Origin of the sequence: Streptomyces sp. NBC_00236 (genome assembly GCF_036195045.1) — a bacterium.
Classification (GTDB): domain Bacteria; phylum Actinomycetota; class Actinomycetes; order Streptomycetales; family Streptomycetaceae; genus Streptomyces.
On the sequence record NZ_CP108100.1, the window covers coordinates 521,694 to 534,906 of the forward strand.

A 13,213-nucleotide genomic window follows, 5' to 3' on the forward strand; every position below is an offset into this window, starting at 1 on the left:
CGGCGGCATAACGTCAGACTGACGATGCGCGGCGGGCGGCGTCAAGACCGTCCCACAAGGTGGGAGAAGCATCACGGTCCGTCACATCGCCTGCCCCAGGGCGGCGACGACGTCGACGGTCCGCGGCTGTCCGACGGCGCGGCGGACCACCAGTCCGGAGGCGTCGAGGACCAGGACGGTCGGGGTCCTGCTGATGCCGAGCGCGCGTACGAGAGTGAGATGCGCCTCGGCGTCGATCTCCACATGGGCGACGCCCTCGACCATGCCCGCGACCTCCGCGAGGGTGCGGCGGGTGGCCCGACAGGGCTGGCAGAACGCGCTGGAGAACTGGACGAGCGTGGCCCTCTCCCCCAATTCCACGCCGAGTTGGGCGGCATCGAGCCGCTCCGCACGCGTCCGCACATCCACCTTCGGCCTCCTGTCAGAGCTCTACGCAAAGGGTCAGCACCCACAGCCTCCGGGACATTCCCCGGCGTTCCACGTGACGAGAATCTCGCGCCCCGCGCCCGACGGGACTGGCCACCACGACGCGCATGGGGCACGATCGGCCCAATGCCGAAAACCTACGGCTGCGTAACTTCCGCCGGGAGAATCCTCCCCAGGCGCTGAAGAAGGGTCTTCTCCAGATGGCAGAACTCGTCTATCGGCCGGTCATCGGCGCCGCTCGCACGTTTTTCAAGGCGCTCGACCTGAAGATCGACACTCAGGGTTCGGAGCACATCCCGAAGACCGGTGGCGCGGTTCTGGTGAGCAACCACATCAGCTATCTGGACTTCATCTTCACCGGCCTCGCGACGCTGCCGCAGAAGCGGCTGGTGCGGTTCATGGCCAAGGAATCGGTGTTCCGGCACAGGATCTCGGGCCCCCTGATGCGCGGCATGAAGCACATTCCCGTCGACCGCAAGCAGGGCGAGGACGCGTATGCGCACGCGTTGGCCTCGCTGCGTTCCGGCGAGATCGTCGGAGTGTTCCCCGAGGCGACGATCTCGGAGTCCTTCACGCTGAAGAGCTTCAAGTCGGGCGCCGCGCGCCTGGCACAGGAGGCGGGTGTGCCGCTGATCCCGATGGCGCTGTGGGGCACCCAGCGCCTGTGGACCAAGGGGCGCCCGCGCAACTTCAGGCGCAGCCACATCCCGGTGACGATCCGGGTCGGTGAGCCGCTGGAGGCCCCGGCCGACCAGTACGCGGGTGCGATCACCCGGCGGCTGCGAGAGCGCGTGCAGGAACTGCTCGAAGCCGCTCAGCGTGCCTACCCGGTGCGCCCGAAGGACGCGAGCGACACCTGGTGGGTGCCCTCGCACCTCGGGGGTACGGCTCCGACCGCCGCAGAGGTCCGCGAGCGCAGCTGACGCCGCCCGCCGGGGCCCGGCGGCGGAAACGTCACTCCGGAGCGCGGAGGGCGCTCCGCGCTCCTGGATCGGGCCTCACCGGGCAACCGGTGGGGCCGGCCGCTCCGGTAGGGCCGACGGTCAGAGCGCCGTCGGCAGCGCGCGCCAGAGTTCGGCGCGGTCGGCGGACGTGCGCAGACCACGCAGCACGGCCGGATGCGGCGCCGCGTAGAGCGTCGGGTAGTCGACCTCGCCGAGCTCCGGCCGGACGGGCCAGGCCAGCTGCTCCTCGTCCAGCGAGAACCTCGCGTCCACGCCGGGCTTGTTGCCCCGCGGATCCTGCCGGTACCACCGGTTCCGGCCGGGAAGCCGGAGCGCGATCAGCCCGTGCACCACCCCGGGCTCCCCGTCGTCGTCGGCGAGCCCCTGGTAGCAGAGCGCGGTCGGGATGCCCTCTGCGCGCAGCAGGGCGGCCAGGGCGTGCGCTTTCGCGTGGCAGATGCCGTTGCGGGTGGCGAGGACGTCCGAGGCGCGCCAGCTCACGCGCATGTCGCCCGAGTCGACGGAGTGCGGGACGGTGTCGCGTACGAAGCAGTAGGCCGCCTCGGCGTATGAGTATGCGTCCGTGTTCGCGGAACGCAGCCGCGACGCCGTGTCACGGACCAGCGGGTGTTCATGGTCGATCGCGTCATCGGCGGCAAGGTAGGCGGAGATGTCGGGAACCTGCTGTGTGAGCTCCATGGCCGCCGAGCGTAGGGAAGCGGCCGACCGGAGTCAATAGATTTCCGATCGACCGCATACCCATACAGTCCCTACTGTGCAGCCATCTCTTCCTTGAGGGCGAGGACGAACGCGTCGACATCGTCCTCCGTGGTGTCGAAGGCGCACATCCAGCGCACATCGCCCGCCTTCTCGTCCCAGAAGTAGAAACGGAAGCGCTTCTGCAGCCGCTCGCTGACCTCGTGCGGCAGCCGCGCGAAGACGGCATTGGCCTGGACGGGGTAGAGGATCTCCACGCCGCCCACCGCCCGGACTCCCTCGGCGAGCCGCTGAGCCATGCTGTTGGCGTGCCGGGCATTGCGCAGCCACAGATCGCCCGCGAGCAGCGCCTCCAGCTGCACGGACACGAAGCGCATCTTGGAGGCGAGCTGCATCGACAGCTTGCGCAGATGCTTCATCGCCCGGACGGCGTCCGGGTTCAGCACCACGACGGCCTCGCCGAAGATGGCCCCGTTCTTCGTCCCGCCGAAGGAGAGCACGTCCACGCCGACGGTGTTGGTGAACGTACGCATCGGTACGTCCAGGGAGGCCGCGGCATTGGCTATGCGGGCGCCGTCGAGGTGGACCTTCATGCCGTGCCCGTGGGCGTGCTCGCAGATCGCCCGGATCTCGTCGGGGGTGTAGACCGTGCCCAGCTCGGTGTTCTGGGTGATCGAGACGACCTGCGGCATGGCACGGTGCTCGTCGTCCCAGCCGTACGCCTGGCGGTCGATGAGGTCCGGCGTGAGCTTGCCGTCCTCGGTGGGGACGGTGAGCAGCTTCAGCCCACCGACCCGTTCCGGCGCGCCGCCCTCGTCCACGTTGATGTGGGCGGACTCGGCGCAGATGACCGCACCCCAGCGGTCGGTCATCGCCTGGAGCGAGACCACGTTGGCACCCGTTCCGTTGAAGACCGGGAAGGCCTCGGCGGTGGGACCGAAGTGGCTGTGCATCACGCGCTGGAGGTGACCGGTGTAGTCGTCCTCGCCATAGGCGATCTGATGGCCGCCGTTGGCGAGGGCGAGGGCCGCGAGGATCTCCGGGTGGGTCCCCGCGTAGTTGTCACTGGCGAATCCGCGTACCTGCGGGTCGTGATGACGACGCGCGTCGGTCCTTACGGTTGCGGGGTCAGCCACAGGCGCTTTCCGTTCACTTCCGGGGCGGGCCGGTCCCAGACGCCGGCGATGGCATCGGCCAGCTCCTTGACGTCGGTGAAGCCCGCGAACTTCGCGTTCGGGCGCTCGGCGCGCATCGCGTCGTGCACCAGTGCCTTCACGACCAGGATCGCAGCAGCGCTCTGCGGCCCCTCCTCGCCCCCCGCCTTGCGGAAGGCGTCCGCGAGCGCGAGGGTCCAGGCCTCCGCCGCCGCCTTCGACGCCGCATAGGCGGCGTTGCCCGCGGTGGGGTTGCTCGCGCCGGCCGCGCTGATCAGGAGGTAACGGCCGCGGTCGCTGCGCTGGAGACCGTCCTGGAAGGCCAGGGAGGTGCTCTGGACGGTACGGATCAGCAGCTTCTCCAGCAGCGTCCAGTCGGCGAGGTCGGTGTCGGCGAACGTCTTGCTGCCGCGCCAGCCGCCCACGAGGTGGACCAGCCCGTCGATCCTGCCGAATTCCTTCTCGGTCTTGTCGGCCCATTCACGGGCCGCGCCGAGATCGAGCAGGTCCACGGTGTCGCCGGTGACGGTGGCGCCGCCGTGGGCGTAGCGCGCCGCGTCCACGGCCTCGGCGAGCCGGGTGGCGTTCGCGTCCGACGCGACGACGACCGCGCCCGCCTCGGCGAGCCGGAGCAGGGTCGCCCGGCCGGCCGGGCCGGCCGCCCCCGCGACAGCGACGACAGCGCCTTCGAGCGCGCCGCTCCCACTGCCCTTGCCGTTTCCGTTCATGGCCACCGCCTCCTCATGACGTGCGCTCACGCGGCTGCCTGCCCGGCGTCCGCGGCGGTGATCCCCTTGGTGGAGGCGATCACGTTCTTCAGCTTCTTGGAGAGCGCCTCATAGAACATGCTCAGGGGAAACTCGTCCGGAAGCACGTCGTCGACGAGCTTGCGGGGCGGCTGGGAGAGGTCGAGGGCGTCGGGGCCCTTGGCCCAGCGGGATCCGGGGTGCGGCGCGAGATACGTCGCGACGAGGTCGTACGCGGCGAACCAGTGGACGAGCTTGGGACGGTCGATGCCGTCCCGGTACAGCTTCTCGATCTCGGCGCAGAGCTGGTTGGTGACCTGCGGGGCCCGCTCCCAGTCGATCTTCAGAGTGTTGTCGGTCCAGCGCACGACATCGTGCTTGTGGAGGTACGCGAAGAGCAGCTGACCGCCGAGACCGTCGTAGTTGCGCACGCGCTCGCCGGTGACCGGGAAGCGGAACATCCGGTCGAACAGCACGGCGTACTGCACGTCGCGGCCGTGGGCGTTGCCCTCGGACTCCAGCTTCACGGCCTCCTTGAAGGCGGTGAGGTCGCAGCGCAGCTCTTCGAGCCCGTACATCCAGAACGGCTGGCGCTGCTTGATCATGAACGGGTCGAACGGCAGGTCGCCGTGGCTGTGGGTGCGGTCGTGGACCATGTCCCAGAGCACGAAGGCCTGCTCGCAGCGCCGCTGGTCGCCGACCATCTCGCGGATGTCCTCGGGCAGCTCGACGCCCAGGAGCTCGACGGAGGCCTCGGTGACGCGGCGGAAGCGGGCGGCCTCACGGTCGCAGAAGATGCCGCCCCAGCTGAAGCGCTCGGGGGCCTCGCGCACGGCGATGGTCTCCGGGAAGAGCACGGCGGAGTTGGTGTCGTACCCGGAGGTGAAGTCCTCGAAGGTGATGCCGCAGAACAACGGGTTGTCGTAGCGGGTCGCCTCCAGGTCGGCGAGCCACTCGGGCCAGACCATCCGGAGTACGACCGCTTCGAGATTGCGGTCCGGATTGCCGTTCTGGGTGTACATCGCGAAGACGACGAGGTGCTGAAGCCCGTCGATGCGGTCCTTGGCGGGCTGGAACGCCAGCAGCGAGTCGAGGAAGTCGGGTACGCCGAATCCGTCGGCGGCCCAGCGACGCAGGTCCATGACAAGGGCGCGGTGGTACGCGGCATCGTGCGGCAGCAGCGGCGAGAGCTGCTCGACCGCGGTGACCACCCGGTCCAGGGCCGCCTCGGCGGCTGCCGGCGCGGGCGCGTCCTCGGCCTCGAAGTCGATGGAGCCGTCCTTCGACTGCCAGGGGCGGATCTCCTCCACAGCATTCTTGAGCGCGGGCCAGGCCGGGTGCTCGACCACCCGCTGGGCGGAAGCTATGTCGCCGGCGGCGACGTCGTGCACAAGAATTTCCGTCATAACACTTCCTCCACGGGAGAACCTCGCGTCAAGCAACCGTATCCGTGTGCGGTTCCCCGAGACAAGTGGGGGCATGAAAATTATCCTGCCGACCCCCCATGGTCACCGCGATTTTTCCTGCGATCCAACGCTCCGGCGCATTCTTCGGTGGAAGAACGGGCTTCCGGGGCAGGACCGCGGGCGGGGTCGGGTCGCACGACCCGACTTCCTTCGTACGCCTGCCCGGCAAGCCCGCGAAGGACACGCCCACGCATGAGTGACGCTGCTCGCGGTGGGCGGACCGCTGCCGGTAGGACGGACGGCATCCGCCCTCGTCCGCATTCGGGAGAACCCGCGCGTGAGCATCCGTGCCGTCCTGGTCGCCGCCCTCATCACCGGATTCCTGCTCGGTGCCGCCGACGTGCAGGGGCACGGAACCACGCCGCCGCACACGGCTCCCCCCTCCGGGACGGAACACCGGGCAGCCGGATTCGCGGTCATGCCGTAGCCCCGGGTGGGTAGGCACACGGGGAGAAGCCGTCGACGGAAGCGAGAGTCCCTTGTCTTTTCTCACCATCGGCCACCGCGGGGTGATGGGTGTCGAGCCGGAGAACACGCTGCGGTCGTTCATCCACGCCGAACAGGCCGGGATGGACCTCATCGAGCTGGACCTTCATCTGAGCAAGGACGGCGCCCTCGCCGTCATGCACGACGCCGAGGTGGACCGGACGACCGACGGCAAGGGTCCGATCGCCGACAAGACCCTGTCGGAGCTGCGCGAACTCGATGCCGGGCAGGGGGAGCGGGTGCCGGTCTTCGAGGAGGTCCTGGACGCCGTTCGCTCCCCGCTGCAGGCGGAGATCAAGGACGTCGCCGCCGCCCGCACGCTGGCGGAGGTGATGCGGCGGCGCGATCTCGTCGACCGGGTCGAGGTGATCTCGTTCCACGACGAGGCGATCGCCGAGATCGCCCAGCTCGTGCCGGGGGTCCGGACGGCGCTCGTGGCCAGCCGCTGGGGCAACGACGTGGTGGACCGCGCGAGGGCGGTGGGCGCCACCCGGCTGGTGCTCAACGTCCGGCGCATCACGCTGGAACTGGTCGAGCGGGCTCACGCCGAAGGTCTGACGGTGGTCGGCTGGGTGGTCAACACCCAGGATCATCTGCGGCTGGCCCGCGGGCTCGGGCTCGACGGCGCGACCACCGACTTCCCGGAGATCCGCCGCGCGGGCCGTTTCACCGCGTAACTCGCGGACGCCGCCGTCAGCCCGCGGACATCCCCCGGGGCCTGTCGGCAAACCGCCGTCGCCCGAAGGGGCGGCCAGTTCGACGAGAGGTCCTAGAGCAGGTCCTTCACCAGCAGCTCGAAGGCGAGGTCGTCGCGCTGCGGAATACCGAAGCGTTCATCGCCGTACGGGAACGGGCTCAGCTGTCCCGTACGGCGATAGCCGCGGCGTTCGTACCAGGCGATCAGGTCGTCACGCACCGAGATCACGGTCATGTGCATCTCGCGCGCACCCCAGCTCTCCCGCACGGCGCGCTCGGCCTCGGCGATGATCAGCTTGCCGAGCCCCGCGCCCTGGAGCGAGGGACGGACCGCGAACATTCCGAAGTAGGCGGCCTCACCCCGGTGTTCGAGCTGGCAGCAGGCAACGGCCTCACCGTCGCGTTCCACGACCAGCAGCCGGCTGCCCGGGGCCCGCACCACGTCGCGGACTCCCTGCGGATCCGTGCGCTGCCCCTCCAGGATGTCCGCCTCCGTGGTCCACCCCGCCCGGCTGGAGTCGCCGCGGTACGCGGACTGGATCAGCTCCACGAGCGCTGTCACGTCCGCCTCGGTCGCGTCGCGGAAGGTCAGCTGACCGGGGCTGCGGTGCGGGGCGGTGTCCATGGGGAGGCTCTCCGTTTCGGTGCTGTGGCTGTGCGGCAGCAGCGTAACGCCCGGCTCCGGATCCAGGTTCCGGGCCAGGGGCCCGTACGGTCAGCGGCGGGGACCCGGCGCGCCCGCACCGGCCCCTCGCAATTCACCCCCGCCGCGCGCTCCCCCTTTGCCCCAGTGCGCCGCGTACGGGCGTCGGGCCACGGGCATCGTCTGGACGACGGCGATGTCGTTCGCCCAGGGGGAGGTTCCGCTGTGCACGGACCCGCGATGTCCGGCTGGCTGCTGATGGCGTTGTGCGCGGCGACCGGCGCGTACTGCCTGTTGCGGGCCCGCTCCGGGACCGGCGAGGAGCGCAGGGCGGCACGCGCGGAGGCGCTGATGGGCTTCGGCATGGCCGCGATGGCGGTGCCGGCGGCCGTCGTCGCGCCACCCGCGTGGGGATGGCTGCTGTACGCCGTACTGTTCGGCGTCGCCGCGTTGCGCGCACTCTGGTCCTCCCGCCGCAGCGGTCACCATCTCCATCACCTGGTCGGCTCGTCGGCGATGGTCTACATGTCCGTCGTGATGGCGGGGTCCGGCGCGGGGGCCCACGGCTCCCACGCATCCCACGCCATGGCCGCCGCAGGGGGTGTTCCGCTGCTGACCGGACTGCTCCTCGCCTACTACGCCGCGTACGTCCTGCGCTCCGGAGCCCGGCTGATACCGGTGACGGCGGCCACGGCCGGGGGCGGGGCCGTCGCCTCCGGACCATCGGCGCAGGGCTGGGGTGCGCGGCCGGAGCTGGCACTGGCCTGTCGGCTGACCATGGGAATAGCCATGTTCGCCATGCTGCTCACGCTCTGAGACAGGGAGTCCCGCAAACCGTGGCGTACGTCACTTGCCGAGCACAGCCATACCCGTGTGTGCCGTACCACTCATAGGCTGACGCCATGTTGGTCTCCCTCGTGCTGCTGCTGCTCGGTGCACTGGCCGCCGTCGTGACCCCGCGGCTGATGGCCCGGGCCGAATGGCCCGAGCGTGAGCCCGTGGTGGCTCTGTGGGTGTGGCAGTGCGTGGTGGCCGGGGTACTGCTGTCGTTCGCGCTGTCCATGACGTTCAGTGCTGCCGCGGCCTGGCAGGCGGTGCGCGGACATGTGTTCGCACCTGCCCCGCACGCGGTCGTGGAGGCCTATGCGCTCGCGGCCTACGGACCGTGGTCGGCGGTGATGGCCGTGCTGCTGGCCCTCGGCGGGGTGTGGACGGCCGCGATGCTGACCCGGGAGATCCGTCGCGTCCGTCTGGAGCGCAGGCGACGGCGGGCCGAACTTCTGGAGCGTTCACCGCTGCTGCCCGGCGAGGAGCCGGGCAGTGGCCGGCTGGTGGTCCTGGAAGGAGAACGCCCCGATGCCTGGTGGCTGCCGGGCACGGCGCCCCGGCTCGTCGTCACCACCGCCGCGCTGGGCCGCTTGAAAGGCCGTCAGCTCGATGCGGTGCTCGCCCACGAACAGGGGCACGCGAACGCCCGCCACGACTGGCTGCTCAACTGTTCGGCGGCGCTCGCGTCCGGCTTCCCGCAGGTTCCGGTGTTCGCGGCCTTCCGCGGCGAAATGCACCGGCTCGTCGAACTGGCCGCGGACGACACCGCCTCCCGCCGGTTCGGCCGGCTGACGATCGCCCTGGCACTGGTCGAACTCAACGAGGACCGTGGGGTGTTCGGCCCCTGCCCGACGCCGGACGCGCAGATGCCGCTGCGGGTGAACCGGCTGCTGTCGCCCGCGGGCCGGCTCACGGCGGGCCGTCGGCTGCGGCTCACCGCAGCGGCCACGCTCCTGCCGGCGATCCCGCTTCTGGTCGCGTTCATCCCGGCGCTCAGCGCACTGGGATAGGCGGCTCCGGCTCCTGCCGCAGCCCGTCCACGCCCCACTGCTCCCCGCACCCGCCTCACGCTCCGACCGAAACCGTCCCGCACCCGCTGCAAGGTCCGGCCCCGCCAGGATGGCCCTGGGCCCCACCCGTCGGCGAGGATCCCCTCATGCCCTCCCCGCTCCTCTCCCCCGCGCACCGCACCCGCACCCCCTCGTCGGCACCGTGGGCGGGAGCCGTCTGCGGGGCTCTCGCACTGGTGCTGCTGATCCTGGTCGCCGTGCGGTGGTCCCCGCTGATGCGCCTGGACCGTGACATCGCCGAAGCCCTGCACCGGCGGGCGGTGACGGAGCCCGGCCTCGTCCATCTGAACCGGATCCTGACGGACTGGTTGTGGGACCCGTGGACGATGCGTGCGCTGATCGCCGTCGCCGTGGTCGTCCTGTGGCAGCGCGGCGCCCGGGTGCCGGCCGCCTGGGTGGCGGTGACGACCCTGGTCTCCAGCCTTCTCCAGCAGGGCATGAAGGCCGCCGTCGGCCGCGAGCGCCCCCGGTGGCCCGACCCGGTGGACTCGGCCCACTACGCGTCGTTCCCCTCCGGACACGCGATGACGGCCACGGTGAGCTGCGGTCTGCTGCTGTGGCTGCTGCACCGGTCCGGCTGCCGGCCATGGATCCGGCGCGTGGCCCTGGCCGCCGCGGCGGTCTCGGTGCTCGGCGTCGGCTTCACCCGGCTCTACCTGGGCGTCCACTGGCCGTCCGACGTACTGGGCGGGTGGCTGCTCGGCGCGGCCCTGACCGCCTTCGCGACGGCCGGGTACGACCGCTACGCCGCCCGCTCCCGCCCGGACAGGGCCTGAACAGGCGTTCCCGCCCTGCCCGCGCCCCCGAACAGGCATTCTTGCCCCGCCCGCACCGCCTCGGCGAGGATCGGGGCCATGCCGATCAAGGGTGCTCTCTTCGACTTCTCCGGGACGCTGTTCCGGATCGAATCCGTCCGTTCCTGGCTCGCCGCCACCCTCGCGGAGCACGGGCTGCGCGTGGACGAGGCCGACTTCGAGCGGTACGTACAGGAGCTGGAGGTCTCCGGCGCGCTGCCGGGCGGCCCGCCACCGCGGCAGGTGCCCGGCAGGCTGGCGTCGGCCTGGGCCTCCCGTGACGAGAGCGCCCACCGGCACCGCGAGGCGTTCACGGGCCTGGCCCGTGAGGTGGAGCTGCCGGATCCGGGGCTCTACGACGCCCTGTACGACCGCCACCGGACCCCGGCCGCCTGGCGCCCCTATCCGGACGCCGCTGAGGTGCTCGCTTCGCTGCGTGACCGGGGCGTCGCGATCGGCGTGGTCAGCAACATCGGGTGGGACCTGAGGCCGGTCTTCCGGGCGCACGGTCTGGACGCCTACGTCGACGCGTACGTGCTGTCCTTCGAGCACGGCGTCCAGAAGCCGGACGCACGCCTCTTCCACACCGCCTGCACACTTCTGGGACACCGTCCGACCGATGTGGTGATGGTCGGCGACGACCGGCACGCGGACGCCGGGGCGTCCGCACTGGGGTGCGAGGTGCGATTCGTCCAGCATCTGCCGGTCGACGAGCGGCCGGACGGACTGCGGGAGCTCGGACTGGCCGCCGAGGTTGCCTGAGAGACATGTGAGAGATGTCCCTGACGCGCCATGGGTCGGATTGTCACATCGGGGCCTTAGCCTGGGGGGTATGTCCCCGACTCCGTGCCCGTCCGGTTCCGTGCGTTCCGCCGCAGAGGTGAATGAAGAGATTCGCGACCTGTGGCAGCGCTCGGGCGGATGCCTGTCCCCGGAGGACGAGGAGGAGTACCAGCGACTGCTGGTCGAGTGGGCGGCGGCCACCGGCGGCAGCGCACGGTCCGCGGCCTGACCCGTCCGTGCGGCGACGGCCCGCGTGAGCCGCAAACGCCTTCCTGATCTGCTGCCGGGCCGGGTTTCCGGTTCCGTTGTGCGGCGGCCCTCGGCGCGTCGCACTCTGGAGGCATGACTTCTGCGCCGATCGTGATCTTCCGGCCGTCCCCCACCGGCGGGCGGCGCGTCACCGTGCAGCGCGACGGGCGGGTCCAGATACTCGGCCTCGCGCACTCGGATCACGATGTGATCGTGTTCCTGGAGGGGGCGGGGCTCGACGACCCCGAGCGGATCCTGGACAGCCCCGAGTGGGTCGAGTGGCGGGGCGGCCGGGCGCACCGGTACGAGGCGGCCTGAGCCATCTGGTTCCGGCGGTCCCTGAGACGTCTGATTCCGGCGATCCCCTGCGTCGCCGGAACCAGCCGGTCACCCCGGCCGGAGTGACGGTCCGGGGACCGCGTGACGGACTGCGCGTATCACGCCTGCCGGTGCGGGGATACAGCATGTCCCGGCGCGGCGGATCGGTCAATGAACATAGGGGCCGCGCGCACGCCGGTCCCACCCGGGAAACCCGGACGGGACCGGCGGGATCAGCGAGTCCGGTGGCTCGGCGAGTCCCTGGGCTCAGCAGGTCCGGTGGCTCAGCGGTCGAAGTAGTCCGGCTGCGTCTGGACGTTGAGCTCGTCCGTCCGCACCCGCTTCGCCGGGTCGGTCCGCCGGTCGTCGATCTTCAGGACGTCGAAGCCCTTGGCGATGTCGTTGGAGTAGATGTAGCCGTTGTAGTAGTACGCCGACCACGGGCCGGCCGTGGTGACCTCGTCCGTGCTGACGGGACCCCGCTCGAAGAAGCCGATCTCCTTCGGGTGGGAGGAGTCGGTGAAGTCCCACACCGAGACACCGCCCTGGTACCAGGCCTGGACCATCAGGTCGCGGCCCTTGACCGGGATGATCGAACCGTTGTGGGCGACGCAGACCTCCGTGTCGGCCTGCGGGCGGTCGATCTTGAAGTAGCTGCGGAACACGAGCTTGCGGTGATCGCCCTTGCCGACGATGTCGTAGATGCCGTCGGCGCCGCGCTTCGGGCCGATCTCCGCGTTGCAGGTGGCCGCTCCGCCGCCGCCGAGCTCGTCGGTGAAGACGACCTTGTCGGCCCGCTGGTTGAACGTCGCGGAGTGCCAGAACGCGAAGTTCACGTTGTCCTGCACCCGGTCGATGATCTTCGGGTTCTCCGGGTCCTTGATGGAGAACAGCAGACCGTCACCCATGCAGGCACCGGCCGCCAGGTCCTTGGACGGCAGCACGGTGATGTCGTGGCAGCCCGTGGTCTTGGAGACGCCCGGGTTGGTGGGGCCGCCCGGGTTGCCGCCGTCCGGGAAGAGGACCGGGAAGTTCACGATGCGGGCGTCTTCCGGCGACTTGCGCGGCACCTTGATGACGGAGATCCCGTCGTGCGGCGGCTGGCAGTCCGGGAACGTCGCGTTCGGCGAGTACGAGGAGACGTACACGTAGACGTTCTTGCGCTCGGGAACCAGCGTGTGGGTGTGCGATCCGCACGCGGTCTCGACGGCGGCGACGTACTTCGGGTTGCGCTTGTCGCTGATGTCGAAGACCTTCATGCCCTCCCAGGAGGACTTCTCCGTGGCGGGCTGGGTGGTGCTGGTGCACGAGTTGTCGCTGCGCGAGGAGTCCGTGGACAGGAACAGCAGGTTCCCGGAGACGGAGATGTCGTTCTGCGATCCGGGACACAGGACCTGGGCGACCGTGCGGGGCACCTTCGGGTTGCTGATGTCGAAGATCCGGAAACCGTCGTAGTTTCCGGCGAAGGCGTACTTCCCCTGGAAGGCCAGGTCCGTGTTCAGTCCCTGGAGCGCGTCCTTGGGGACATTGGCGAGGTGGCTGATGTTGCTGCTGTGGACGATCTCGTCCACGCCGGGTATCTCACCGCTTCGGATCGCGGCTGTCGCCTCCGCCTCCTGGCTCGCGGAGACATCGGTTCGGCTCGCGGCGGCGTCACCGGGATCGGGTGTCGCGGCCGCGGGCCCGGCCATCAGCAGAGTGGCGAAGAGCCCGGCGGCGGCCGCCGCCACGCCCAGACGTCTGCGCCGCACCGGGGTGGTGTGCAACGAGGTCACTGCGTCCTCCCATGGATCCATAAGTAGTTGACCGGTTCACGGACTCCGGCAGTATCGTCCCTGCCATGGGCATCTCAACAGATGGCAACAGAGACGTAATGAAAGTTTTTGATCAAAG

16 protein-coding genes are annotated in these 13,213 nt (G+C 70.3%); 9 read left to right on the forward strand and 7 right to left on the reverse strand.

The window, feature by feature from the left end; genetic code table 11:
* Positions 1 to 81 precede the first annotated feature (81 nt).
* A complete protein-coding gene (locus OG446_RS02335) occupies positions 82 to 408 on the reverse strand; it encodes a TlpA family protein disulfide reductase (RefSeq protein ID WP_328892425.1) in 327 nt (108 codons plus the stop codon).
* A gap of 218 nt (positions 409 to 626) precedes the next feature.
* Between OG446_RS02335 and OG446_RS02340 the strand changes: the two genes are divergently transcribed.
* Positions 627 to 1,349 (forward strand): lysophospholipid acyltransferase family protein, encoded by a 723-nt coding sequence (locus OG446_RS02340; RefSeq protein ID WP_328892426.1) that lies wholly within the window; start codon positions 627 to 629, stop codon positions 1,347 to 1,349.
* A 120-nt stretch (positions 1,350 to 1,469) separates the two neighbouring features.
* Here the strand turns inward: OG446_RS02340 and OG446_RS02345 are convergent, their stop codons facing one another.
* From OG446_RS02345 to OG446_RS02360, 4 genes are all read right to left on the reverse strand, one after another.
* Positions 1,470 to 2,069 (reverse strand): transglutaminase domain-containing protein, encoded by a 600-nt coding sequence (locus OG446_RS02345; protein ID WP_328892427.1) that lies wholly within the window; start codon positions 2,067 to 2,069, stop codon positions 1,470 to 1,472.
* Positions 2,070 to 2,140: 71 nt separating this feature from the next.
* On the reverse strand, positions 2,141 to 3,223 hold the full coding sequence (locus tag OG446_RS02350; protein ID WP_328892428.1) for a threonine aldolase family protein: 1,083 nt from the start codon (positions 3,221 to 3,223) through the stop codon (positions 2,141 to 2,143).
* Positions 3,202 to 3,969: an SDR family NAD(P)-dependent oxidoreductase gene (locus OG446_RS02355; protein WP_328898173.1), complete on the reverse strand. Its 768-nt coding sequence runs from the start codon at positions 3,967 to 3,969 to the stop codon at positions 3,202 to 3,204. Before OG446_RS02355 ends, OG446_RS02350 begins: the two co-directional genes overlap by 22 nt.
* A gap of 26 nt (positions 3,970 to 3,995) precedes the next feature.
* Positions 3,996 to 5,393: a DUF6421 family protein gene (locus OG446_RS02360; protein WP_328892429.1), complete on the reverse strand. Its 1,398-nt coding sequence runs from the start codon at positions 5,391 to 5,393 to the stop codon at positions 3,996 to 3,998.
* A 337-nt stretch (positions 5,394 to 5,730) separates the two neighbouring features.
* Between OG446_RS02360 and OG446_RS02365 the strand changes: the two genes are divergently transcribed.
* Both OG446_RS02365 and OG446_RS02370 read left to right on the forward strand, forming a co-directional pair.
* Positions 5,731 to 5,880 (forward strand): hypothetical protein, encoded by a 150-nt coding sequence (locus OG446_RS02365; RefSeq protein ID WP_328892430.1) that lies wholly within the window; start codon positions 5,731 to 5,733, stop codon positions 5,878 to 5,880.
* A 52-nt stretch (positions 5,881 to 5,932) separates the two neighbouring features.
* A complete protein-coding gene (locus tag OG446_RS02370; protein ID WP_328892431.1) occupies positions 5,933 to 6,616 on the forward strand; it encodes a glycerophosphodiester phosphodiesterase in 684 nt (227 codons plus the stop codon).
* A 92-nt stretch (positions 6,617 to 6,708) separates the two neighbouring features.
* Here the strand turns inward: OG446_RS02370 and OG446_RS02375 are convergent, their stop codons facing one another.
* Positions 6,709 to 7,260, reverse strand: coding sequence for a GNAT family N-acetyltransferase (locus OG446_RS02375; protein ID WP_328892432.1), 552 nt, complete (start codon positions 7,258 to 7,260; stop codon positions 6,709 to 6,711).
* A 243-nt stretch (positions 7,261 to 7,503) separates the two neighbouring features.
* Between OG446_RS02375 and OG446_RS02380 the strand changes: the two genes are divergently transcribed.
* The 6 genes from OG446_RS02380 (at position 7,504) to OG446_RS02405 (ending at position 11,320) form a co-directional block, all read left to right on the forward strand.
* Entirely contained in the window at positions 7,504 to 8,094 is a 591-nt protein-coding gene (locus OG446_RS02380; RefSeq protein WP_328892433.1) for a DUF5134 domain-containing protein, read from the forward strand.
* A gap of 86 nt (positions 8,095 to 8,180) precedes the next feature.
* Positions 8,181 to 9,116, forward strand: a complete 936-nt coding sequence (locus tag OG446_RS02385) for a M56 family metallopeptidase (protein ID WP_328892434.1) — start codon at positions 8,181 to 8,183, stop codon at positions 9,114 to 9,116.
* A 146-nt stretch (positions 9,117 to 9,262) separates the two neighbouring features.
* Positions 9,263 to 9,952, forward strand: coding sequence for a phosphatase PAP2 family protein (locus OG446_RS02390; RefSeq protein WP_328892435.1), 690 nt, complete (start codon positions 9,263 to 9,265; stop codon positions 9,950 to 9,952).
* 78 nt (positions 9,953 to 10,030) lie between these two features.
* Positions 10,031 to 10,732: an HAD family hydrolase gene (locus OG446_RS02395; RefSeq protein WP_328892436.1), complete on the forward strand. Its 702-nt coding sequence runs from the start codon at positions 10,031 to 10,033 to the stop codon at positions 10,730 to 10,732.
* A gap of 70 nt (positions 10,733 to 10,802) precedes the next feature.
* A complete protein-coding gene (locus tag OG446_RS02400; RefSeq protein ID WP_328892437.1) occupies positions 10,803 to 10,982 on the forward strand; it encodes a hypothetical protein in 180 nt (59 codons plus the stop codon).
* A gap of 113 nt (positions 10,983 to 11,095) precedes the next feature.
* Entirely contained in the window at positions 11,096 to 11,320 is a 225-nt protein-coding gene (locus OG446_RS02405) for a hypothetical protein (protein WP_148015402.1), read from the forward strand.
* Positions 11,321 to 11,604: 284 nt separating this feature from the next.
* On the opposite strand, the gene OG446_RS02410 is transcribed toward OG446_RS02405, so the two are convergent.
* Positions 11,605 to 13,095 carry an LVIVD repeat-containing protein gene (locus tag OG446_RS02410; RefSeq protein WP_328892438.1) on the reverse strand — a complete coding sequence of 497 codons (1,491 nt, stop codon included), beginning with the start codon at positions 13,093 to 13,095 and terminating at the stop codon, positions 11,605 to 11,607.
* Between the last annotated feature and the right edge of the window lie 118 nt (positions 13,096 to 13,213).